The sequence below is a fragment of the Paraburkholderia sp. genome (assembly GCF_035948235.1).
In the GTDB taxonomy this organism is placed as follows: Bacteria; Pseudomonadota; Gammaproteobacteria; order Burkholderiales; family Burkholderiaceae; genus Paraburkholderia.
Genome location: NZ_DASZJJ010000007.1, coordinates 1 through 23481 on the forward strand (window position 1 = coordinate 1; position 23481 = coordinate 23481).

Sequence of the window (23481 nt, forward strand, 5' to 3'; positions counted from 1 at the left end):
ATCGACGCAGAAAAAACATCGGAGACGGGACGCATGCGTTTCAACAAGCTGGATCTCAATCTGCTCGTTGCGCTGGATGCGCTGCTTAGCGAGCGCAGCATCAGCCGCGCGGCGGAGCGCGTGCATTTGAGCCAGTCGGCAATGAGCAATGCGCTCGGGCGGCTACGCGAATATTTCGATGACGAACTGCTCGTGCAGGTGGGCCGCAAGATGGAGCCGACGCCGCGCGCGGAGGCGCTCACCGATGCGGTGCGCGACGTGCTGGTTCGCGTGGAGGCGACGATCTCGACGCAACCCGCTTTTGTGGCCGCCGAATCGACGCGCGAGTTTCGTCTACTGGTTTCGGACTACACGATGACGACCTTGATGCCGCATCTGCTCGCGCGCATCTACGTTGCCGCGCCGAATATCCGCATCGATCTGCGGCCGCAGGTTGCGCATCCCGAGCGCGCACTCGAACGCGCGGACGCGGATCTGCTGATCATTCCGCGCGAGTACTGCTCATCGGAACATCCGGCGGAAACCTTGCTGGAAGAGCAGTTTTGCTGCGTGCTATGGAAGGATTCGCCGCTGGCGGTGGGACCGCTCACGCGCGAGGCCTATCTGGACGCGGGCCATGTCGTGGTGTTGCCCGGGGCGGGGCAGCCCGCGCTCGAGGACTGGTTTGTGCAGCGCCTGGGCGTGTCGCGCCGGGTCGAGGTGACGACTTACAGTTTCGCGGCCTCGACGCAGCTACTCGTCGGTACCCAGCGGATTGCGACAGTGCACAGGCGGCTGGCCCTGCAGGCGCAGCGACACGAACCGATCGTGATCCGTGAGGTGCCTTTGTCCATGCCCACCATGCACCAGACGGTGCAGTGGCACAAACATCGCACGGCGGATGCGGGCCTGGCCTGGTTGCGCCAGCAGTTGCGGCTGACGGTCACTGCAATGGACGAGGCAGCGTCTGCCTCGTTGGCTTGAGAGACTACGCCGCCGAACCCTGCGCCTTCTTAACAGGAAAAAGGGCAATCAGTTCCGCCGAAACCGAATTGAGGATCTGGCGGGAAAGCTTGGGGTCTGCCACGGCGCGGGACAAACCCAGCGCGCCGACGTAGGCGCTGTAAATCAGCATGGCCTTGGCGCGCCGGTTGCCTTCCGTGCCTTCCGGCATCTGGCTTTCGAGCAGCGCGAGGCTGTTTTCCAGGCGTTCGGTGTAGACCTCGCGTGCGCCTTCCGTGCTGCGCGCGGCGTCGTTGACCAGGGCCGAAAGCGGGCAGCCACCGATGACATTGTCCCGATGCTCTTCCGACAAATACGTCTGGATGCTTTTCTTCAACGTGGGCTGGGCGGTCAGGACCGAGCGATCCATCTCGTCGCACGCGGCGGCAATCGCCTCCACCACGAGATCGTCACGCGACGTGAAGTGCTTGTAAAAGCCGCCGACGGTCATGCCGGCCTCTTTCATGATGTCGGCGACGCTAATGCCCTCCAGGCCGAGTTCGCGAAAGCGGCGCGCCGCGATTTCGACGATGCGCTGATGCGATTCGGCCTTTTCCGCTTGAGACGATCCCATGTTTCCCTCCTGGGCAATCATTGCTGAGGATAACCATGATAATCCACATGGCGGCGCACCGCAGGCTCATTTCAAGCCGGAAGATCGGCAAACAGGCCTTGAATCTCCGCATACGGCAACGCCTTGTCGTAGAGGCCGTCTGAGCGGCCATCCTGAAGAAAATCCTGCATCAGCGTTTTGGCTGTGTGCAGGACGATCTGCGAGATCGCGCCGCCCGCGCTCAGTCTGCGCACGCCCAGTTGTCCGAGCGTCGTTGCGTCGGCAAGACCCGGCACTGCCATCACATTGAGCGGTAGCTTGATCGCGCCGACGATGGCCGCGATATCTGTGGGCCTGGCAAGCGCAGGGAGAAACAGTCCATCTGCGCCAGCGGACGCATACAACTCGCCGCGTGCAATCGATTCGTCTATCTGCTTCGGCTTGTCGACCAGATTCGCCAGGAATACATCGCTGCGCGCATTGATGAAAAGATCTGCCCCGGCGTTCGCGAGCGCGCTTCGGATCGCCTGAATCTTCGCGGCCAGCAGCGAAGGAGCGTCGTGGCCGTCTTCGATATTGATGCCCGCAATGCCCAGCTCGACCAACTGCATGACGTTGCGGGCGACCTCTTGCGGATCATCGGAATAGCCATTTTCGATATCGACCGACAACGGCACGTCAAGCACGCGAACGATACGCCGCACGGCTGCCGCGACTTCATCGAACGGCAGAATGCGGCCGTCCGGGTAGCCCAATGCCCATGCAAAGCCCGCACTGGTTGTGGCAATCGCTTGCGCTCCCTGTGCTTGCGCCAGCCGTGCGCTTCCCGCGTCCCATACATTGGGCAGGCGCAGCGGCGTCGAGTTGTCGTGAAGCTGGCGGAACGGGTTTGCAGCAGACATGGTGTGCTCCTGGTTTTGATGGTTCGAGTTGAGTTGTCAGCCCTTCGGCGCAGTGCTTTGCGTGGCTTGTTGAGCTTGTTGCGCTGGCGGCGCATCCCAGCCGCCGCCGAGCGCGCGGAAGGTTCGCACGGCGGCGCGGGCCGCGTCGGCTTTCGTTGCATCGAGGTCGTCGCGCGCAACGAGCAGTTGCCGGTCGGCATCGAGGACATCGGTGAGCGTGATGGAACCCGCACGATACGCCTTCTCCGAAAGATCGCGCGCGCGGGTGAGCGCCGTCACTTCCTGCTCGATCTCCTGAGCGCGGATTTCGGACTGCGAAAGCGCCATAAAGGCGTTCTCGACGTCTTCCGTGGCCTTGAGCGCGGCCTCCTTGTATTGCGCCAGCGCTTCCGCATTGGCGCCGCGCGCCTGTTTAACCTCGGCATCCACCTTGCCGAAGTCGAACAGACGCCACTGCAGCGCGCCGGTGCCGATCGGCTCGAACGATTTCGCGCTGAACAGGTGGTTGGTCGAAATGCTGTCGAAACCCAATGCGCCGGAAAGCGAGATCTTCGGATAGTAATCGGCGATGGCTACGCCAATGTTTTCGTTGGTCGCCGCAAGGTGCCGCTCTGCCGCGATGATATCCGGACGACGGCGCAGCACATCGACGGGTTGATCGGCGGTGCCGATGGCGGGTACTTCCGGAATCATCGCGGCGTTCGTATTGAGTTCCGCCGCATACGTACCCGGTTGAGCGCCCATCAGCACATCGAGCCGATTCAATTGCGCTTCGAGCGCAATACGCAGCGCCGGCAGGCTCGCGCGCGCCTGGCGCAACAGCGCTTCGGCCTGGGCGACCTCGCGCTCGTCGGCTGCGCCCGCCTGCTTGCGGGCCTGCACGAGCGTGAGCAGATGCGCGTCGGTGTCGATCTGGTCCTGCGTGACGGCCACTTGAGCCTGCAGCCCTCGCACCTGCAGATAGGCGTCTGCCGCGTCCGCAGCCACGGTGATGCGCGTGCCAAGCTGGGCCGCTTGCGCCGCCTGCTCTTCGTCGGTGGCGGCTGCATGGGCCCGCCGCAGTCCGCCCGCGAGATCGATTTCCCAACTTGCGGTCGCGCCCACCACATATTGCTTCTGGTCGCGGCTGTAGTTGGGGAAGGCGCTTGCGAGCGTGCCGAGCGGACTCGTCGTGCTCTGGTGCTCCGCAGTCGCCGAAGCGCCTGCATCGACGGTCGGGAGGAGTTGCGCACCGGCGGCCTGGGCAGCCGCGCGCGCCTGGCTCACTCGCGCAATGGACGCCTGCAGATTGAGGTTCTGATCGAGCGCACGCTGCACGACCTTCTCCAGCATCGGATCGTTGAATCCGGTCCACCAGTTGTCCAGCTTCGGCGCGGCAAGCGTCGTTTGCCGGCTCGCGACGGCGGCGGTGTTGTGGAACGGCGCCATGTCAGTCGTGGGCGCCACATAGTTCGGGCCGACGGCGCAACCCACGAGGCCCGCGCTCACGATCAGGCTGCCGATCATCGCCTTCGCGGTTCTAGCCATAAGGTGACTCATTTTGCTTCTCCACTGCTGAGCTTCGCAGGCAGCGCACGTGCGTGCCTCGCGTGCCTTGCGTGCCTGATACCGAGCTTGCGCACAAAGGCATAAAACGCCGGGGTAAAAGCGAGGCCGAAGATCGTCACGCCAAGCATGCCGAAAAACACGGTGGTGCCGAGCGATTGCCGCATTTCCGAGCCCGCGCCGCTGGCAATCGCAAGTGGCGCAACGCCTGCGATAAAGGCCAGCGACGTCATCAGGATCGGACGCAGGCGCACGTGCGCTGCGTGAGTGGCGGCGTCTTCTGCGTTCACGCCGTCTTCCTCCTGTCTTTGCCGCGCGAACTCCACGATCAGAATCGCATTTTTGGCCGCCAGTCCCACCAGCACCACGAAACCGATCTGCGCGAGGATGTCGATGGGCATGCCGCGCATATTCAAGCCAATCGCCGCAGCCAGCAGACACATCGGCACGATCAGCACGATCGCAAGCGGCGTTTTCCAGCTTTCATACTGGGCCGCGAGCACGAGGAATACGAACAGCGCCGATGCCGCAAAAATCACGAGCGGCGACATCTTTTGCTCTTCCTGCTGGTGGGCCAGATCGGTCCATTCGAACGAAACACCATTTGGAAGCACCTGGTTGGCAAGTTGCTCCATGCGCTTCATTGCGTCGCCGGACGACACCCCAGGCGCGGCTGCGCCCATGATTTCGGCAGCGGGATACAGGTTGTAGCGCGGTGCGCGATAGGGCGTGGTGTTGTCCCTGAACGTCGCAACCGTACCGATCGGCACCATCTCGCCCGACGCATTGCGTACTTTCAGCCGCCCCACATCCTCTGGAGTCCTGCGGAACTGTTCATCGCCTTGAACCCGAACCTGATAGGTGCGGCCCAGATAGTTGAAGTCATTCACGTACTGCGAGCCGAGATAAAGCTCCATCGTCGAAAATACATCGCTCGGGGTCAGCCCGACCTTTTCGGCCTTCAGTCGATCGACATCGGCATAGACAGACGGTGCGCCCGCGTTAAAGAGCGTAAACACGCCGCCAAACGTCTTGTCCTTGTTCGCCGCGCCGACCAGCGCATTGGCCGCCTGGGCGAGTGCCTGCGGACCGACGCCGGCGCGATCTTCCAGCATCATCTTGAATCCACCCGCCGCGCCCAGCCCCTGGACCGGCGGCGGGTTCACCACGATCACCACGGCATCCTTCACGCCGGCCAGACGCTGGCGCAATGTCACCAGCATCGTGGCGGCGTTCACGCCGGGAACGTGCTCGCCATACAACGACGGCAGGCCGGTAAAGATGGTGCCGACATTGGGTGCAATCGTGCCGGTCGTTACATCGAAGCCGGTGACGGGCGAAGTGTGGTCGATGCCCTTCGTTTTCAGCGCGATATCGTTGACTTCACGCACGACCTTGTCCGTGCGCTCCAGGCTGGAACCGGGCGGCAGCAGGACGATGATCGCCTGATAGCCGATGTCCTGTTCCGGGATGAAGCCGGTGGGCATTCTGGCCATCTGGATGCCGGTGGCCGCGATCAGACCGGCATAGACGATCAGCATGACCGTTGTGGCGCGCACGAAGCGCCCGGTGATCTTGCCGTAGCGGCCTGAGAGCCATTCAAACGACGTGTTGAAACGGCCGAACACGGCGTGATGCAGACGTCCCAGCGAGGTGGTTCCGCCGTGCGTTTTCTCCATGCTGTGCGGCTTGAGCAGCACCGCGCACAAAGCCGGGCTCAGCGTGAGCGAGACGAAGCACGAGATGACGGTGGAAGCTGCAATGGTGATGGCGAATTGCTTGAAAAACAGGCCCGAAATGCCGGACATCAGCGCAGCAGGACCGAACACGGCGCAAAGCGTGAGCGCGATGGCAATCAGCGCGGTCGAGACTTCGTTCATCGTTTGATGAGCGGCTTCGCGCGGCGTCATACCAAGCGCCATATTCCGCTCGACGTTTTCGACCACGACGATCGCATCGTCCACAACGATCCCCACTGCCAGAACGATCCCGAACAGCGACAGATTGTTGATCGACGCGCCGAAGAGCGAGAGGATCGTGAACGTGCCGAGCAGCGAAACGGGAATCGCCACCACCGGAATGATCGTGGCGCGCCAGTTTTGCAGGAACAGATACACCACGCCAACCACCAGCAGAATCGCAATGGCGATGGTCTTGATCACTTCTTCGATCGACTGGCCGACAAACGTCGTCGGGTCGTAGATCTTCATGTAGTCGACGCCCGGGGGAAACTGCTTTTTCAGTTCCGCCATCTTGTCCCAAACCGCGTGTTCGACCTGCACCACGTTCGCATCCGGCGAGGCGACCACGAACCACGGCGCGGCGGCTGCGCGGTCGGCGTAGGCCTTCGAGCCGTAATCGACCGAGCCGAGCTCGACACGTCCGATGTCGCGAACACGCGTCACGCGGCCATCGGCGTCGGACTTCACGATGACGTCGCCGAATTGTTCGGGCGTGGTCAGCCGTCCCAGCGCTTCGACATTGATCTGATAGGCGCCGTTGCTCGAAATGGGCGGTTGGTTCAGTACACCCGCTGAGACCGGCGCGTTTTGTGCGCGCAGTGCGCTCAGCACTTCACTCGCACTGATGTTGTAGGCGGCAGCCTTGTCTGGATCGATCCAGATACGCATGGCGTATTGACGCTCGCCGAACAACTGGAAGTCCGAAACACCCGGCAAACGCGCGATCTGGTCGCGTATCGTGAGCATGTAATTGGACAGATATTCGGGGCTGCGCGAGCCATCCGGCGAATAGACGTGCACGCCCAGCAGCAGCGCCTCGATGGTCTTCTTGACCTGCACCCCTTGAAGCTGCACCTCTTGCGGCAAGCGCGACAGCGCATCTTCAACACGGTTGCGCGTGAGCATGAGCGCGACGTTTGGATCGGTGCCAACCTTGAAGATGACCGTGATCTTCAACTGCCCGTTACCGGTCGACTGGCTCGAAATATAGTCCATGTTTTCCACGCCGTTGATGGCCTGTTCGAGCGGCGTGGCAACCGTGCGCGCGATGGTGTCCGCCGACGCGCCGGGATAGGACGTGGTGATCTGGATCGTGGTTGGTACGATGTTGGGATACTGCGCAACGGGCAGCTTGAACATCGTCACCAGCCCGATCAAGACGGCGAAGATATTGAGGACTGCTGCGAAACGCGGGTGCTCGATAAAAAAATGCGTCAGCTTCATGATTTAGCTCCGCCGTCGTCTTGCGACGACGTGAACTCGATGGCGCCCGCGTGCGGCGAGACCGTCGACCCCGGCCGCACCTTGGGCAGGCCGTCGATAATCACCTTGTCGGTGGGCGCGAGACCCGAGCGGATGACGCGCAAGCCGCCGCGCAGATCGCCAATCTCGACCTTCTTTGGCGTGGCTACGTCGTTGGGGCCTACGACAAAGACCATGTGATCGGTTTGATCGGCCAGCACGGCTGCATCAGGCACGAGCAGCGCAGGCTGGGGCTTGGAGGTCGCGAGGCGCACGCGTGCAAAGCCACCTGGCGTGAGCGAAAGATCGCTATTCGGAATCGTCGCGCGGGCGTGGATCGTCCCGCTGGAACGGTCGAGTGCGTTGTCGATGAAATTGAGCGTGCCCTGGCGCGTGAAGCCCGCCGCGCCCGTCGGCGAGATATTGACCTGGTCCGCGAGCGGTCCTTGCTGGTTTTCACGCGATTGCTGGAATGCCGCGTAGTCGTTCTCGCTCATATCGAAGTCGAGATAGATCGGGTCGAGCGACACGATCGTCGCGAGCAGCGTAGTCGGGCTGCTACCCGCGCGGCTACCGGAGACCAGATTACCGGTCGAAACCAGGTGCGTGCCCATGCGGCCCGTGAAGGGCGCCTTGATCGCGCAGCGGTCCAGATCGAACTTTGCGTCGCGCACCAGCGCATTCGCGTTATCCACGGCCGCTTGGGCTGCATGTTGTTCGGCGACACGCTGATCGACGTTCTCGACCGTTCCGGCTTCCGCCTGTTGCAGCTGCTGGGCGCGCGCAAGCTCGCGGGTGGCGAGCGCGAGGCGCGCGTTGGCAGACTCCAGTTGCGCGCTGGCTTCGCTGAGCTTGATCTGATACGGCTCGGGATCGACTTCAAAAAGCAGATCGCCTTTGTGGACGATATCGCCGTCCTTGAAGTGAATCTGCGTCAGCGTGCCGCCAACCTGCGCACGGATTTCCACGCGATTGACCGCCGAAAATTGTCCGAGAAAACCCAGGCGGCTCTCAATGTCGTGTTGCAGCGGCGCACTGACCGCAACCGACGCAGGCGCCGGTGCGGCGACCGCTTGCGGATGCGAGCCGCGCAGATGCCATGCCACAGCGGCCATGGCAACGATGACGGCCGCGGCAGTGGCTTTGCCAACCCAACGCACAGAGCCGGAGTTTGCCGGGGCTTCGGGCACGATGACCCTTTCCTCGACCTGTTCAATACGCTGATTCATAGCGATCCTGATTAGATAAGCGCGCTGGACAACGTGTGGCCTGAAGCTGACCCCTGGCCCAACTCCGCGTTAGATGATGAACCTGTACTATCTGCAATCAAGATAATGAGTATAATCCAGAATGTCAAGGTTCTTGAGACGACGGTAACCTTGGCGCTGCCATTGCGGCGAGGAGTTACGGTATGAAGAAATCGAAAGTGGAAACGGCCGCGACGCACAGGCGGATTGTCGAAGCCGCGACCGAGGCATTCACGAGCAACGGGATTCATGCCACCGGGGTGGCGGAAATCATGTCGGCGGCAGGCTTGACACATGGTGGCTTCTACCGCCCCTTCGCCTCCAAGGAGGATCTGGTGGCGCAAGCGTGCGCAGCCGGCATGGAGTCCACACTCGCTACGATCGACGCCTCGATCAAAGGTGGCGAGCAGGCATTCATCGATCATTTCGAAGCGCATCTGCTGGCTAAGAACCGCGCGGCGTGTCTGGGCGAATGCCCGTTGATTGCCATGGGTAGTGAGCTGGCCCGTGCGGATAGCGAGACCCGCCGCACCGTGACGCGCGGATATCGCAAACTGATCCACGCCATGTCGGCGAACGGGAGATCGGACGAAGGGGCGGCCATGTTCGTGTTTTCGACGATCCTGGGCGCCATTACGGTGGCCCGGATCGTCGACGATCCCGCACTGTCGGCGCGGATTCTTGTCGAAGCGCAGCAACACATCGCTGCATTGTGGTCGAATCCTGAACCGCAAGAGGCTTCTGGTTGATAAGAATGACTAATTAATTTGAGGCGAGGCACGTTGCGGCCAGGCGATTCCGCGCCCTTATGCCGGCGCGGTGGCGGCGGTATTCGCGATTGTGGCAATCCGCCGGCTGGCGAGTTCGGAGACGAGCAGCGCCACGACGACCGCAATGCTCGACAGAAAGCCCAGCGAGTGAGCGCCAAGTAGGGGAATCGCGGCGGCGCCAACCGCGCCCGCAATGGACACGCCAATATAGGTGCCTGACGTGTTCAGGCCGACCAGCACGGCTGTCATCGGCGGGTTGAGGCTGGCGAGGCGAAACTGCTGCGGAACAAGAAAGCCCCATGAACACGCGCCCCAGACGAGCACCGCTATTGCTGCGCTCCACAGGTGCGCGCCTGACCACGGCATTGTGAAGATGACGACGGCAACCGCGGTGAGCATCAGGACGAGCACCTTGCGCGAGCCGACCTTGTCGAGAATGCTGCCGGTCAGCAGATTCGAGGCGGTCCCCGCCGCGCCGTACATCACCAGTAGCGCACCCAGCACGGTCGGGCTATGGCCGGTGGCGCGGTCGAACACAACCGGGAAGTAGCTGAAGATCATGAAGGTGCCGATCTGCGCGAGTACGGTGGCGCTCAGCGTCAGGCCGACGCGCGAATCGGCAAGCGGGGCAAGGCGCTTCGAGAGCGAGATGGCGGGCGCAAGCGGCACTTCCGGCATGAATGCCCATACGCCTGTGAACGCGGCGGTGCCCAATGCGGCGACGAAAACCAGCGTCCAGTGCCAGTTGGCGAGGCCCCCGATCACAGCGCCGAGAGGCGCGCCCAGCGCGGTCGAGCTTGTCAGTCCTGCCACGATAATCGACAGCGCAAAGCCGCGACGCTCCGGAGGCACCAGCATCGCGCCGGTGCCGCTTGCGGTCGGCGAAAACATGGCCGCGCCGAGACCGGCGATCGCTCGCGTCACCAGCGCAATGCCGATGTTGGGCGCGACAATTGTGCCCAGATTGGCGACCACAAAAATTCCGATGCCGCCCAGCAGCATGCGCTTGCGCGCGACATTGGCGGCGAGAGCTGCAATGGTCGGCCCCAGCAGCGCGTAACTCAGGGCATACACGGTAATCAGTTGACCCGCGGCTCCAATGCTCACATGAAACGAGTGCGCAATTTCGGGCAGGATGCCCGCAAAAACGAAGCTGTCGGTCCCGAGCGCGAACATGCCTAGCGCGAGGGTCAGAAGTCGGCGATCCATATCGATTCCTCAAGAGGACTGCGTGGTTAAGTTTCGTGGCGAAACTATAGAAAACGCAGTTGCATCACGCTACTGTCCGGCGCGGGTAACTGTTCCCCATAAAATGGGGAAGTTGCATGACGAAACTTCGGGTAGTATTGGCGTCACCATGTACCGAAAACGCCTCGATGGAATGAACTGTTCAATCGCCCGCGCGCTCGACGAAGTCGGCGAGTGGTGGACGTTATTGATCGTTCGCGAATGCACGCAGGGGAGCACGCGATTCGACGAGTTTCAAAGTGCGCTGGGTATCGCGCGCAATGTGCTCGCGGCGCGGCTCGAGCGCCTGATCGAACTGGATATCGTCGAACGCTTCCCGCTGGCGGAGCGCGCGAATACATTCGGCTACCGGCTAACCCGGAAGGGCGCGGACCTCTATCCCGTGCTGGTTGCGCTGATGCAATGGGGCGACAGATGGCTGGCCGTCAATGGACGGGCGCCCGTGAAACTCGTAGAGGACGCGAGCGGGGAGCCGGTTGAAGTCATGGGCGTCAAAGGCCCGGATGGGCGCACGTTGAGCTTCCAGGATGTTCGCTTCGCGCCGGGACCGGGGGCCACCAGAACCACTCGTGCGGTGATCGAAAACCGTAATGCGCGCGTTCTGGGCGACGCGAGCGAAGAGAACTGATGGTTCAGCGTTTCTGTTGCTTGCCGAAGCCCGATAGCGATTCGCGCAGCCTGGGTGCGGCGTAATCGATGAAGTTGCGCAGCTTGATCGCCATGAGGTTTCTGGAAACGTGGACCAGGTGAACCGGCACGGGGTCCACCTCGAATTGGGGCAGCAGGATCTGCAATTGCCCAGCTTTGAGCGCTTCATCCGCGTCGTGCTCGAATACCAGCGTGATGCCTACCCCGTCCACCGCCGCACTGACGGCCGCATCCGGCGCCGTGACTTCCAGCCGGGGTTTGACTTCGAGAGTCAGCAGTTTGCCGCTCGATGGAAGGCGAAAGCGCCATGGGGAAAGATAAGGACTATTGAATACGACGCATGAATACTTCGATAGTTCGGCTGGATCGTGCGGCGCTACGTGGCGGCGCAGGAAGTCTGGGCTGGCACAAAGAATGGGCCGCAGCGAGCCTACCCGCGTGGCGATCATATTGCTGTCGGCCAGTTCTCCGATTCGTACGGCGAGATCAGCGTGTGAGTCGATCAGATCGATATTGCGATCCGACAGGAGCAGGCGCACGGTAATGTCCGGATACTGTGCGAGGAACTGGTTGATAACAGGCAGCACGTGCAGGCGGCCCAGTTGTACGGGCGCCGTGACCACCAGTTCTCCGCGTGCCGTTGTGAATTCGCCGCTTGCCTCATGTTCCTGGTCCCGCACCATATCGAGGATGCGACGGGCCGCGGCGACATACGCCGCACCCGCGTCGGTCAGCGTGATCTTGCGCGTGGTGCGGATCAGCAGGCGCGTACCGAGCATCTCTTCGAGATCGCCAACCTTGCGGGTGAGCGTGGTTACGGGGATCTTCAACTCCCGTGCTGCAGCGGACAGGCTGCCCGCATCCACGGCGCCCAGCAGCATTTCCATGGCTTCCAGTCGGTCCAAGGCGTTCGTCCTGATGGATAGAGAGGTTGGGCCTGCCGGTCAGAACAGCGTTTTCTGCGGCTTTGCGCCGCAGCTTGCATTTTCGATCGACAGCAGCGTTTGCTTGGCTGCGAGGCCGCCTGCGAAGCCCGTCAACGCGCCGGACGACCCGATGACGCGATGGCAGGGTGCAATGATCGAAATGGGATTGCGCCCGTTGGCCGCACCTACGGCCCGTACCGCTTTGGGGTTGCCAATCTGCACGGCGATCTGGGCATACGTGCGGGTTTCTCCATAGGGGATGCCGAGCAGCGCATTCCAGACCTGCTTCTGAAACTCAGATCCCATGAAATTGATTGGGACATCGAAGGTATTTCGCCTGCCCAAAAAATACTCGCTGAGCTGGCGCTCGACTTCTAGAAGCGTGGGATCGTCATTCGCTTCGAGCATCGTACCCAGCCGCACGCGCCCGGGGCGATCGTTCTCCCACAGGATTGCCACCAGCGCGCAGGCGCGAGACACGAGCGTGAGCTTGCCCACCGGGGACGGCACGATCTTGTACAGGAAGGGCGACTCGTGTTTCATGCTTGCCTCTTTGACTTGAGCACCCACGCGCGCGGGGGCGATTTCATCGCGGCCAGACCCCTGAACTTCCCCGCCGATGACTATCGACCAGGTGCGTATCCACGATGCCTGCAGCTTCCATGAGCGCGAACATCGTAGTGGGGCCGACGAACTTGAAGCCGCGTTTGCGTAGCGCCTTGCTCAATGCAATCGATTCGTCAGACGTCGTGGGGATCTCCGCCACCGTACGCGGTGCGGGCGTGATGGCGGGTTTGAACGACCAGATGAATTCTACCAGGCCACCGTCCTTGCGCAATGCAATGGCCGCCTGGGCATTGTTGATCGTCGCGTCTATTTTCGCCCGGTTTCGGATGATGCCGGAATCCGCGAGCAGGCGCTCGACCTCGCGAGCGCCAAACTTCGCGACAACATCCGGTTCGAAATTCCGGAAGGCCTTGCGAAAAGCCTCGCGCTTTTGCAGAACGATCAGCCACGACAGGCCGGATTGAAATGCTTCCAGACTGACGCGTTCGAAAAGGCCGCGCTCGTCTCGCACAGGCATGCCCCATTCCGTGTCGTAATACTCGCGCAGCAAGGCATTGTCGACCGCCCACGGCGGGCGTCTCAAGCCATCGTCGCAGACGATCGCGTGGCCTGACGAGGTTGTGTCGATGACGGTTTCGATGATGGCGTCACTCACTGCCTTCTCTTTCAAGATTTCGCCTCCTGGTGCGGGTACGCGTTAACTGTCCGCGATAGTAGATCATTTAGCGCTGCGTCTTGAACTGTATGTCGGGGTACGTCAGTTTCGGCATCCGGCTTTCGAGGAAGGCGTGGAGTGTCTGTACCTGCTGCGCTTTGTCGGAGTCTTCCGGGCAGATCAGGTAATAGGCATCACCACTGGCGACGGCGGTTTTAAAGGGCAGAACGAGTTGCCGCGCTTCGATGGCGCCCGCGCAGAGCGCCAGGTCGCCAATCGAAATGCCGTGGCCGGCGGCCGCCGCGGCCATGCCCTGTTCCAGCATGTCGAAGACCTGGCCGCGCGTGATATCCACGCTGGCGCTTTGCCCGGTCGCTTTGAGCCAGCGACGCCAGTCGCGGCGGTCGGGCGAAGGATGGATAAGCTCGCAATTGGCCAGATTGCTCCGTGCCGTAGGGGCGAGCGCACGCGAGCAGATCGGGATCAACCATTCGTCGAATAGTTTTGCGCAATGCGTCTCTTCGCCAAACCTGCCAGCCCCGAGCAGGATCGCGCAATCATAGGGTTCGCTCAGAAAGTCGACGGTATCGACGTCCATCCACACGCTCGTGATCTGCACCTCGAATCCCGGGTCGGTCTTGCGAAAGGCGGCGAGCACATCGAGCAGCCAGCGCATCGTCAGCGTTGACGGCGCCTTGAGCCGCAGGACATCGTGTCGGGCGCGGAAGAGCGTGCACGCTTCTTCAATTTGCCGGAAGCCGCGTCTTAGTCCCGCCGCGAACATCAGCGCTTGCGGCGTGGCATTCAATTTTGGCCCTTGCCGGACAAACAGTTTGCGCTCGAAAAACGCCTCAAGCGTCTTTACGTGCTTGCTGACGGCGCTTTGCGTGAGGCTCAGTTCTTCGGCGGCAAGCGTAAACGAGCCGGTGCGGGCGGCGCTCTCGAATGCGCGCAACGCGTAGACAGGAGGAAGTGGCTTGGTCTTCATTGGCGAGGGTCGCATGAATAAAACTCATGCTTGAGCGCAGTTTTTTCCGTTTTTCGGCGATGGGTCTGAGCGGCAATACTATACGAATATTCCAATATTCACGTTCTCGTCTCCGCAGGTTATCCGGCCAGAAACCCTGTGGCGTTGACACTTTCCCGGAGTTTTTCTCATGACAATCAACTGCGCGCTTCTGCTCGCCTATGTTGCCTCGATTGTTCTGCTCATCGTGACACCGGGGCCGGTCGTCATGCTGGTGGTTGGCACGACAGCACGAAGGGGCGTCCGGCAAGGCGTTCTGACCGCCATGGGGGCGAACGCCGCAAGCCTCGTTTTGATTGCTGTGGCGACACTCATGGTATTCGGTGTGGTGCTTATCAGTGAGCGCCTGCTTGCCTGGCTACAAGTGCTGGGCTGCATCTTCGTTGCGGTGTTGGCCAGCAGGGCGCTGTATGGCGAATGGCGTGCGAATGGCGTTTCAAGCGATAAAGGAATGCATGTCGCAACGTCGCAGCCGCAGCGTTTTCCCGCTTTGTTGCAAGGGTTTTTTGTGGGTATTGCCAATCCCAAGGACATCCTGTTCTTCGTTGCCTTCTTTCCCCAGTTCATCGGGGTCACGTCGGACTCGCGTGCGAGCCTGGCGATGCTGGCAACCCTCTGGATGGTTGTCGATTTCACGCTGCTGGGTTGCTATATCAGCGCATTCAGGCATCCACTGGTTCATCGGCTGCAGCGGCGGATTTCTACTTTGTCCTCGGGATTGCTGCTTGTGATCGCGATCGCCGGGCTTGCGGGCGCAGGATTGGGTGGCTCTATTTGAAAGGCACATAAGCGGATGTGCACGTTTGTGCACGTTTACATTCTCGTTTATGCACGTTATCATGGGGCATGACAGATGACATTCCACTTGCCCGTCGCGAACTGATCGCCTCGCGCCTCGCCGCGGGGCATGCGGTTGTCGCGGCCACGCTCGCTGCAGAGTTCGACGTTTCGGAAGACGCCATTCGCCGCGACCTGCGCGCGCTCGCCGCCGAAGGGCGCTGCCGGCGCGTCTACGGCGGCGCGTTGCCGGTTTCGCCCGCTTCGGCGCCCATGGCCGCGCGCATGGACGAGGCGCGCGAGCGCAAGCAGGCGCTTGCTGCGGCCGCCGTCGCGCAGGTGCAGCGCGGCGAACTGCTGTTCCTCGACAGCGGCAGTTCCAATCTCGCTCTGGTCGGGCTGCTGCCCGAAGAGTACGAACTGACGGTCGCGACCAACTCCATCGATATTGCCGCCGCGCTTCTGCGGCGCGCCGATATTCGCCTCATCATGGTGGGCGGCCAGGTCGATCCGGTGGTGGGTGGAAGCGTCGATGCCGCCGCCGTGGCGAGCGTGCAGAACCTGCATATCGACCGCTGCTTTCTGGGCGCGTGCGCGGTGTCGCCGCAAGAGGGCGTGAGCGCCTACGAATTCGCGGATGCATCGTTCAAACGCGCGTTGCTTTCGTGCAGCCGTCACGCGGTTATCCTCAGTACGACTGACAAACTCGATGCGCGTGCATCGCATCGCGTTGCTGCCCTGGACGCGATTGCCTGCATGGTCGTCGAGCATGATGCGCCGCGCGCGTACATCGCCGCGCTCAAGAAAGCGGGCACCGCGGTGCTGCAGGCACAGCGTCCCGCGAGCGCCGATAGCGAGTCCAATTAACCTTCACCCAGGAGCTTCTGCCGATGGAGTCCGTCGATCGTCCCGCTACACGTCTCGCCACCCGTCTTGCGTTTCTCGTGGCCGGCTTCGGCATCGCCTGCTGGGCGCCGCTCGTGCCGTTCGCCAAGCAACGCCTGGCGGTGGATGACGGCACGCTCGGCGTGCTGCTGCTGTGCATAGGTCTGGGTTCCGTGGTCGCCATGCTGGCGACGGGCGCACTCAGCGCGCGCTACGGCAGCAAGCCGATCATCGTCACGAGCGGAATCGCGCTTGCGCTGATCCTGCCGCTGCTCACCATTGCGGCCACACCGGTCACGCTGGGGATCGCGTTGCTCGCGTTCGGCGCGGCGCTCGGTTCGCTCGACGTCGCCATGAACGTGCATGCCGTCGAGGTCGAGCGCGCGGCGCGCAAACCGCTGATGTCGGGTTTTCATGCGCTCTTTAGCGTGGGCGGTTTCGCGGGCTCGACGTTCATGACGTTTTTGCTGTCGCTGCATCTTGGAGCGCTGCCGGGCACGCTGCTCTGTGCGGCCCTGATGCTGATCGCGATGCTGCTGGCGCGGCCGCGTTTGATACGCGCGGTACAGGCCGCGGGCGGCCCGCTTTTCGCTGTGCCGCGTGGCATCGTCCTGCTGATCGCGGCGCTCACCTGCATCGCCTTTCTCGCCGAAGGCGCGCTGCTCGACTGGAGCGCGCTACTGATTACGGGCAAGGGTCTGGTGGCGGCGCCGCAGGGTGGACTAGGTTACATGCTGTTCTCCATCGCGATGACGGTTGGGCGCTTGACTGGCGACGCGGTGACGGCGCGCATCGGCGATCGCGCCACTTTGATCTGGGGCGGTGTGGTGGCCGTGGCGGGTTTTGCGGTGGTGCTGGTCGCGCCCATCGCCGCGCTGGCGCTGACGGGTTTTCTGCTGATTGGACTGGGCGCGTCGAACATCGTGCCGGTGCTGTTCCGCCGTGCGGGTGCGCAGCAGAGCATGCCCGCCGCGCTCGCCATTGCGGCGATCACGACGACAGGCTATGCCGGCGTGCTGGTGGGCCCAGCGGCCGTCGGTTTCGTCGCCAAGGCCGTGGGCCTGGAAACGTCGTTCTGGATGCTGCTGGGGCTGCTTTGCATCGTGCCGTGCTGCGCGACGCTGGTGACGCCCGCGCCGGAACGCCAGACGGGACTGGCGCGGGATTAAAGCGTCTTTAAAGGGCTTTTAAATCTTCTTCAGGCTGCCCGATCATTAGCTGGCGTCGGTGATTGCGTGGCGCAGTTCCTGATAGCTGCGCAGTCCGGCGAGACCCAGTTCGCGGCCGATGCCGCTCAGACCCAGCCCGCCCCAGCAGACCTGCGGAAAGATCAGTTGCGGCGTGTTGATCCACACGAGGCCCGCGCGCAGTTGCGTCTTGAAGCGGCGCGCGGCGTCGGGGTCGGCGGTCACGACCGTGGCCACGAGACCATAACGCGTGTCGTTGGCGAGCGCGATCGCCTCTTCGTCGGTGCGGAACGACTTCACACACGCCACCGGGCCGAATACTTCCTCGGTCCACAGCACGTTGTCCGCGGCCGGCTCTGCGACCACGACGGGCGCCATGAAGAAGCCCTCGCCGCAAGCGGCGTCGAGCCGACCGGAGAACGCCACCGACGCACCCGCTTCCACCCCTTGCGCCAGCAGCGTTTGCACGCGGTCGCGCTGGGCTGCGGAAACAAGCGGGCCCATCGCCACATCGTCGCCTGCGGGCGGCGCGACCACGACTGCGCGCACTGCGGTTTCGAACGCAGCCATAAATTTGCGGTAGACGTCATCGTGCACGAGGATGCGGGCCGTTGCCGAGCACATTTGTCCCGCGTTCGCGAACGCGCCGCCGACGGCCAGCGTGACTGCGCGATCGATGTCGGCGTCGGCGCGCACGATCAGCGCCGATTTGCCGCCCAGTTCGAGGGTCACACGCTTCATGTCCTGCGCGGCGGCCTGCATGACCTTTTTGCCCGATGCGGTACTGCCTGTGAATGAAATTTTGTCGATGAGCGGGTGGGCGGTGAGTTGTGCGCCCACTTCGCCTCCGCCGTTCACCAGGTTCACGACGCCGTCGGGCAGGCCTGCTTCGGCCATGATTCCGGCCAGCATGTGTTCTACGGGCGAGGTGAATTCCGAGGGTTTGAGTACGACGGTGCAGCCTGCTGCCAGCGCGGGGGCGATTTTCCACGCGGTCGTCACCATCGGGAAATTCCACGGCACGATCAGGGCGGCTACGCCTACGGCTTCGTAGTAGCGCTCGCCGGTGACGGTGTCGTCCGGGAGTTTGATCTGTTCAGGGGCGAAGGTGGTGGCTTCGGTGCACAGGTTGGCGTAGTAGTCGAAGGTCGCGGCGGCGTCGCTGACGTCGAGGTTGGCTTCGAAAGGGGGCTTGCCGCTTACCTGCATTTGCATCGCCGTGAGGCGTTCGCGGTCGGCTTCTATTAGTTCTGCGATTTTTTTTAGCAGTTTGGCGCGGGTTGTGGGCGCTGTGGCGCGCCAGGCTGGGAGGGCCGTGTGGGCTGCGCGTACTGCTGCGTCGATCTGGTCCGAGTTGGCGTGTTCCTGCCAGCCGATTTGGGCGCCCGTTGAGGCGTTGTGGAGTGGGGTTTTTGTTGTGGTGCTGCTGTGGTGGGTTTGGCCCGAGATTGTTGCTGATGGGAGGGTGAAGAGGGTGCTTTCAGTCAGGTGCGTTGTCACGGCTTTGTCTCCAGATTGCTTTGCGATTCGTTTGGTTTGGGGTGTCGCGTTTCCTTGTGATGTTGTCGGTCTGCCAGCGTCGCCCCTGTGCGGGGCGGCACCTACTTTTCTTTGCAGCGGCAAAGAAAAGTAGGCAAAAGAAAGCCGCTCAAACCGCCAGTGTGACGCCGTCCACCACTTGCCGAATATCGGAGTGGTGACTGGTCTTGCTCGCATCACGCGCCGTATAACAAAGTGGTGACGCCCGCACATCCGGGGCCGCTACGCGCCCCGTTGGGCACAACAGGAAAACCGTCGCAGCACGGTTGGTTTCCCTTGCATACCCAACCGCTGCACGCGAAGCGAGCAGCGGGATGAATGAGCCCTTTGTCACTCCGTTTAACGACGCGACAACCGATCAATGCCCAGTCACCACTCTGCTCAAAGGATAGTGGTGGACGGCGTCACACTGGCGGTGTGAGCGGCTTTCTTTGCCTACTTTCTTTGCCGCCGCAAAGAAAGTAGGTGCCGCCCCGCACAGGGGCAACGCTAATAGACCGACAAGATGACAAGGAAATGCCAACCCCACCCGAACCACAACAACAAACAACAATCAGAACGTATAACTCACCTTCCCAAACACCGTCCGCCCCAGCGAGTTATACCCATAAGCCGTCACATACTGCCGGTTAAAAAGATTAGCAATCGAAGCAGACAAAGCCAGATGCGCATTAACCCGATACGAAGCCCGCAGACTCACGGTTAGAAACGACGGCAAATAGATCGAATTAAGCTGATCATCAAACGTAGACCCGTTATAAAGCAGCGACACGCCCGTACTCAGCGCATGCAGATGCACCTCATCCCACGTATGATCCACACTCAGACTGGCGGTCTGCCGCGGCCGCCGGTTCAGCCAGGTCTGATCGGTTTCATCCTGCGGATTCAGCAATCCCACCGCCAGACTCACCGGCGTCGATTTCCCAAGTGTTCCCTTATACGAAAGATCGATGCCTTGAATATGCGCACGCACCACATTCACAGGCAAAAAAGTCTGCGAATCGTAAGTAATCAGATCGTGCACGCGCGTGTCATAAACCGCCGCAGTAAAAGTCCCAAACGAGGTATTCGCATCAAGCGCAGCCTCAACCGTATCGCTGCGTTCGGGCAGCAGATTGGGATTCGAATAGCCCGGGTAATAGAGGTCATTAAACGTCGGCAGGCGAAACGCATTGCCATACGACACGCGCGCTGTATACACCGGCGTAATCGCCCACGCGAGCGCCGCATTGCCCGTATTCACCGTCTGCCCTTGCACGATCTCATGACGCCCCGCAAGGAACAGCGTCACATCGCCGAGCGTCACCGCCTGGTGCAGCGAGACAGCGGAGTCGTTGCGCGCCGGCAGGCCGCTGGGGATATCGACAGGCAAATACGCCTGCTCGCGCGTGAAGTCATAGGCAAGCTTGGTTTCGCCGGAAAGCGGCTGCCCCAAAAGCGTATGCCCCGTCTCCTGATGCGTGATCGACGTAGACGCACTCAGCCGCGTCGAATCGATTTCATCGGTCGCAATGGTCGGATCGTTCGCATAGAGGAACTGGCGATCGTTCGCGTAGCCAAGTGACTGATCGAACTGCGTGGTCGGCGTGATATCGAGGTGGAATGCGAGGCCCGTCGTCAGTTGGCGATCGCTCTGGCGATCCGCGCCACCCAGGTTGTCGTAGGACAGGTCCGAGCGGTGGTAGAGCACGAAGGTCGAAATCGACCAGTTGTCGCGCGCGTAACCCAGGCGCGCATCCAGGTCCTGCGCATGATAAGGATTGCGGCCGTCCTCGTGGCCATAGGAGCCCGGCTGCGTGGCGTCAATGCCCGCCGTGTTGTAGTCATGCAGCCCGAGCGAGTAAGTGAGGCCGCCCAGCGCCGCGAGCGGTCCGGTCGTCGGCACGGTGCCCGAGGTGCGCAACTGCGTGTCGAAGGTCTTGTTCGAGCCGCCGCCGAACGACGCCGTGGTCTGGTTAGGCAGGTTCGAGGCGTGACGTGTGAAGAGCTGGATCACGCCGCCCATCGCATCGGCGCCAAAGGAGGCGGCCGCCGGTCCCGAAATCACTTCCACGCGATCGAATGCCGAGGTCGGCAGGTCGGCCCATTCGGCGACGCCCGTCGTGGCGGAGCCAATGCGGATGCCGTCGATAAACACGGCGACCTGGCTGCCCGACGAGCCGCGAATGCTCACTGTTGCGAGCGAGCCCGGGACGCCGTTTTGCGCCACCGTCACGCCGGGCAGCGTGGCGAGCGCCTGCGTAATGCCCGGATCGGCGGGCGAGAGGCGTTCGAGGTCCGCGCGCGTGAGCACCTGCGTGCTCGCGTAGCGCCCGTCGAACGATTGCGGCAGGTGCTGCGTGTCGCCGGTCACGAGGATGTTGGGCAGCGTGGTGTCGTCGGCGTGTGCGCTTTGCCAGGCGCAGGCGCCGATGGAGGCGACGGCGAGTGCCAGGTACGTGCTGGCGGCGCGCCGGCGCAGGCCGCCTCGCGGGGCGGTCCTGGGAAATTCGATAAACATGAAACGGTTCCTGAGGTCGGGCTGTCCTTGCAGCGGGCGGCCGCGATGGGCGGCGCCTGGCGCATCGGGACACCCCGCCCGTTGCGGCTGCTTGGACCTCGGTCGATGGCAGGTCTCCTGGCTCGCGGGTCGTCGTCCATGCCGGCCTTCCCGGTCCCCCGTGCGGGGTTCCAGTGGCGCGTGCGGCGTGGACTCGCCGTTCACAGTTGCGGGGGCAGCCGCAGATTAAAAGGCGCTTGCGCCTCGACTGCGTTCCCTTTTGATCCCCTCCCGGGGCACCATCAGCGCGCAAGGGTAGGGGCGCGCGTGCGTAGCGTCAACCGCGAGCCGCGCGCGGCGTTGTGAAAATGCGCCATCGAGTGAAAGCACGGGGAAATGCGCACGCTATGTGCGCTTCATGCGTGTTTTCGCCAGCGCGCTCTGCAGCCTGCCGAGCCGCCTGCGTACATCCGTCGCGCCATCGAAAAGCACGGGCGCGAGGTGATCGCTCAAAGTGTGCGCGACGCGGTGATAGCCGACGATCGCCGGAAACGGGCACGCGCGGATCTGCCTGTTCTTTGCGAGGCGGTCGATCTCGGCGATCACGCGATTGCGCTGCAGCACGTAGCGGTCTTCCGCCACGGCATGCAGCGCGCTGCCCGCCGCGCCGTGCAGCACGAAATACTTCATCAGTTCGGGCGAGGTTAGCGTTTCGATGGCGCGCCACGCCCGTTGCGCGCTCTCGTCGTCAAGGCGCGACGGGATGGCCAGCAGCGCGCCGCCCAGCGGCGAATACGGCGTCATGCCAGCGGCGAAAGTGGGATGCAGTTGCAGGCCGACACGCCCGCCCTTTTGCAGCAGTGCGTGACTGTCGAGCATGCCGTAACGGTTCGACCAGTGGTAGCACATCGCAGCCTTGCCCGCGCCAAAGATCTGTGCGTTGCGCGTCCAGTGCGATGCGCGCAGTTGTGCATCCAATTGCGTCGATGACCACGGTACCAGCGCTCGCAGATATTCGACGACGCGCCTGCCAGGCTCGGTATCGACCTGCGGGATGCCGTCGTCGATATGCAAGCCGCCTTGCGCGCCGAGTATCTGCAGGAAGGTTTCGGCCAGCGGCAGTCCCGGCGCTGCGTTCCAGCTAATGCCCGCGCGCTCGCGGCTTGGGCGCTGCAGGCGTTCGGCGCAGCGGATCACTTCGTCGAAGGTGGTGGGCGGTGCCAGTCCTTCTGCTTCGAACAGGTCCTGGCGGTACCAGAGGAAATCCACCGTGGGCTGCAAGGGTATGGCGTAGAGCTGCTGGTTGAACCAGCCCGCCTGCCAGACCGCGTCGTAAAAGTCCGCGCCGGAAAGCTGGCTTGCCGCCTGAAGCGGCTGGAGTTCGCGCAAATGGCCGTCGGCGCTGAATTCCGCGAGCCATGGGAACGGAATCGCAACCAGCATCGGCGTGCGCTGAGCTGCGTTCAATGCCTGTTTCAAGGCAGATAGATAGGCATCCTGAGGATAGGTGAGAATCTTCAGACGATGCCCCACGAAGCGTTCGATATCCGCGCGGTTGCGCTTGAGGATGTCGAACACCGGATCTTCGTAGGCGACGAGCGTCAGTTCGATCGCGCCGTCGAAACCGTCCGGCGCGGGCCGGGGCCACGCGATGCCAGGCGGCTCGGCGAATCGTTCCGTGTAGCGTTCGGCGTGAAAGCGGTCGAAGGTTTGCGCGAGATTGCCGCTGGTGTCGCCCGCGTTCATGACGAGTCTGATCGTCTGTTCCGTGATTCGGTCCAGTCGGTCGAGTAGCGCGGCGGTGGGCACCACCACCTCGCGGCTGCCGCTTTCCGATACCGCACGAAACGCGAGCAGTCCGCGCACCTTCAGATCGAAGACGACGCGCCGCGCGCTGGTGCGCGGCAGGCCCGAGAGATCGGCGAGCGCCGTGATGGTGGTGGGTTTGTCGTTCAGATGCTGGCGCAGCAGAGCGCCCAGCACGGGCCAGAGCGCCTGGGCGTCGTCGCCGAATTCGGCGCGCAGGACCTCTGCCAGCCGGTCGATCACTGCGAGGGCCGCGAGCCGGTCGCGTGCGTGCATGCGCTGTCTCCTGAATCGTGATGTAAGTCCATGATACGACGGCAAATAACCAGAATGGACATTTCATTTGGAGGCACTGCGGCGGCCGCGTCATAGGATGCCAGCAGGCGCTCCAACCGAGAGCCCGCCCCAGCATCAGGAGACAGACATGCGCACGCCTTTGAGCATTACCCGCATTTGCCCCACTTGCCCCATCCGCCGCTTTCCCCGTTTTATCGCCGCCGTGGCGCTCGCGGCCTTCAGCCTGAGCGCCGCCATGA

General features: G+C 62.5%; 18 protein-coding genes, 1 pseudogene and 1 riboswitch. Of the genes and pseudogenes, 6 read left to right on the forward strand and 13 right to left on the reverse strand.

Translation table 11 applies throughout. The features are described 5' to 3' along the window. The first annotated feature begins 33 nt into the window (after positions 1-33). Positions 34-963 (forward strand): LysR family transcriptional regulator, encoded by a 930-nt coding sequence (locus tag VG320_RS00305; RefSeq protein ID WP_327198208.1) that lies wholly within the window; start codon positions 34-36, stop codon positions 961-963. 4 nt (positions 964-967) lie between these two features. Here VG320_RS00305 and VG320_RS00310 read toward each other — a convergent pair whose 3' ends face one another. The 5 genes from VG320_RS00310 to VG320_RS00330 all read right to left on the reverse strand — a co-directional run bounded on the left by VG320_RS00310 (position 968) and on the right by VG320_RS00330 (position 8413). Continuing rightward, a complete protein-coding gene (locus tag VG320_RS00310) occupies positions 968-1555 on the reverse strand; it encodes a TetR/AcrR family transcriptional regulator (protein WP_327198191.1) in 588 nt (195 codons plus the stop codon). A 71-nt stretch (positions 1556-1626) separates the two neighbouring features. Beyond that, positions 1627-2436 (reverse strand): isocitrate lyase/phosphoenolpyruvate mutase family protein, encoded by an 810-nt coding sequence (locus tag VG320_RS00315; protein ID WP_327198192.1) that lies wholly within the window; start codon positions 2434-2436, stop codon positions 1627-1629. Between the two features lie 36 nt (positions 2437-2472). Further along, the gene (locus tag VG320_RS00320) at positions 2473-3975 is read right to left on the reverse strand and encodes an efflux transporter outer membrane subunit (RefSeq protein ID WP_414695927.1); all 1503 of its coding nucleotides are present in this window, start codon (positions 3973-3975) and stop codon (positions 2473-2475) included. Next, on the reverse strand, positions 3972-7166 hold the full coding sequence (locus VG320_RS00325; protein ID WP_327198194.1) for a multidrug efflux RND transporter permease subunit: 3195 nt from the start codon (positions 7164-7166) through the stop codon (positions 3972-3974). Before VG320_RS00325 ends, VG320_RS00320 begins: the two co-directional genes overlap by 4 nt. Then, positions 7163-8413: an efflux RND transporter periplasmic adaptor subunit gene (locus tag VG320_RS00330; RefSeq protein WP_327198195.1), complete on the reverse strand. Its 1251-nt coding sequence runs from the start codon at positions 8411-8413 to the stop codon at positions 7163-7165. Before VG320_RS00330 ends, VG320_RS00325 begins: the two co-directional genes overlap by 4 nt. 182 nt (positions 8414-8595) lie before the next feature. On the opposite strand from VG320_RS00330, the gene VG320_RS00335 reads away from it, so the two are divergent. After that, a complete protein-coding gene (locus tag VG320_RS00335) occupies positions 8596-9180 on the forward strand; it encodes a TetR/AcrR family transcriptional regulator (RefSeq protein WP_327198196.1) in 585 nt (194 codons plus the stop codon). A gap of 57 nt (positions 9181-9237) precedes the next feature. Here VG320_RS00335 and VG320_RS00340 read toward each other — a convergent pair whose 3' ends face one another. Further along, positions 9238-10410, reverse strand: a complete 1173-nt coding sequence (locus tag VG320_RS00340) for an MFS transporter (RefSeq protein ID WP_327198197.1) — start codon at positions 10408-10410, stop codon at positions 9238-9240. A 22-nt stretch (positions 10411-10432) separates the two neighbouring features. Between VG320_RS00340 and VG320_RS00345 the strand changes: the two genes are divergently transcribed. After that, entirely contained in the window at positions 10433-11077 is a 645-nt protein-coding gene (locus VG320_RS00345) for a helix-turn-helix domain-containing protein (RefSeq protein ID WP_327198198.1), read from the forward strand. A 4-nt stretch (positions 11078-11081) separates the two neighbouring features. Here VG320_RS00345 and VG320_RS00350 read toward each other — a convergent pair whose 3' ends face one another. From VG320_RS00350 to VG320_RS00365, 4 genes and pseudogenes are all read right to left on the reverse strand, one after another. Beyond that, on the reverse strand, positions 11082-11984 hold the full coding sequence (locus VG320_RS00350; RefSeq protein ID WP_327198199.1) for a LysR family transcriptional regulator: 903 nt from the start codon (positions 11982-11984) through the stop codon (positions 11082-11084). A gap of 99 nt (positions 11985-12083) precedes the next feature. Then, positions 12084-12566: pseudogene (locus tag VG320_RS00355) on the reverse strand (methylated-DNA--[protein]-cysteine S-methyltransferase); the annotation flags it as partial. 43 nt (positions 12567-12609) lie between these two features. Further along, positions 12610-13260, reverse strand: a complete 651-nt coding sequence (locus tag VG320_RS00360) for a DNA-3-methyladenine glycosylase I (protein ID WP_327198200.1) — start codon at positions 13258-13260, stop codon at positions 12610-12612. Between the two features lie 52 nt (positions 13261-13312). After that, positions 13313-14233 carry a LysR substrate-binding domain-containing protein gene (locus tag VG320_RS00365; RefSeq protein WP_327198201.1) on the reverse strand — a complete coding sequence of 307 codons (921 nt, stop codon included), beginning with the start codon at positions 14231-14233 and terminating at the stop codon, positions 13313-13315. 169 nt (positions 14234-14402) lie between these two features. Between VG320_RS00365 and VG320_RS00370 the strand changes: the two genes are divergently transcribed. From VG320_RS00370 to VG320_RS00380, 3 genes are all read left to right on the forward strand, one after another. Beyond that, complete coding sequence (locus tag VG320_RS00370) at positions 14403-15050, forward strand: LysE family translocator (RefSeq protein WP_327198202.1); 648 nt, start codon at positions 14403-14405, stop codon at positions 15048-15050. Between the two features lie 68 nt (positions 15051-15118). Then, complete coding sequence (locus tag VG320_RS00375) at positions 15119-15916, forward strand: DeoR/GlpR family DNA-binding transcription regulator (protein WP_327198203.1); 798 nt, start codon at positions 15119-15121, stop codon at positions 15914-15916. Positions 15917-15939: 23 nt separating this feature from the next. Further along, positions 15940-17103 (forward strand): MFS transporter, encoded by a 1164-nt coding sequence (locus VG320_RS00380; RefSeq protein ID WP_327198204.1) that lies wholly within the window; start codon positions 15940-15942, stop codon positions 17101-17103. 45 nt (positions 17104-17148) lie between these two features. On the opposite strand, the gene VG320_RS00385 is transcribed toward VG320_RS00380, so the two are convergent. The 3 genes from VG320_RS00385 to VG320_RS00395 all read right to left on the reverse strand — a co-directional run bounded on the left by VG320_RS00385 (position 17149) and on the right by VG320_RS00395 (position 23221). Beyond that, positions 17149-18621, reverse strand: coding sequence for an aldehyde dehydrogenase family protein (locus tag VG320_RS00385; protein WP_327198205.1), 1473 nt, complete (start codon positions 18619-18621; stop codon positions 17149-17151). 592 nt (positions 18622-19213) lie between these two features. Further along, positions 19214-21160: a TonB-dependent receptor domain-containing protein gene (locus tag VG320_RS00390; RefSeq protein WP_327198206.1), complete on the reverse strand. Its 1947-nt coding sequence runs from the start codon at positions 21158-21160 to the stop codon at positions 19214-19216. A gap of 90 nt (positions 21161-21250) precedes the next feature. Beyond that, positions 21251-21457, reverse strand: a riboswitch (cobalamin riboswitch). Positions 21458-21544: 87 nt separating this feature from the next. Further along, on the reverse strand, positions 21545-23221 hold the full coding sequence (locus VG320_RS00395) for an ABC transporter substrate-binding protein (RefSeq protein WP_327198207.1): 1677 nt from the start codon (positions 23219-23221) through the stop codon (positions 21545-21547). Between the last annotated feature and the right edge of the window lie 260 nt (positions 23222-23481).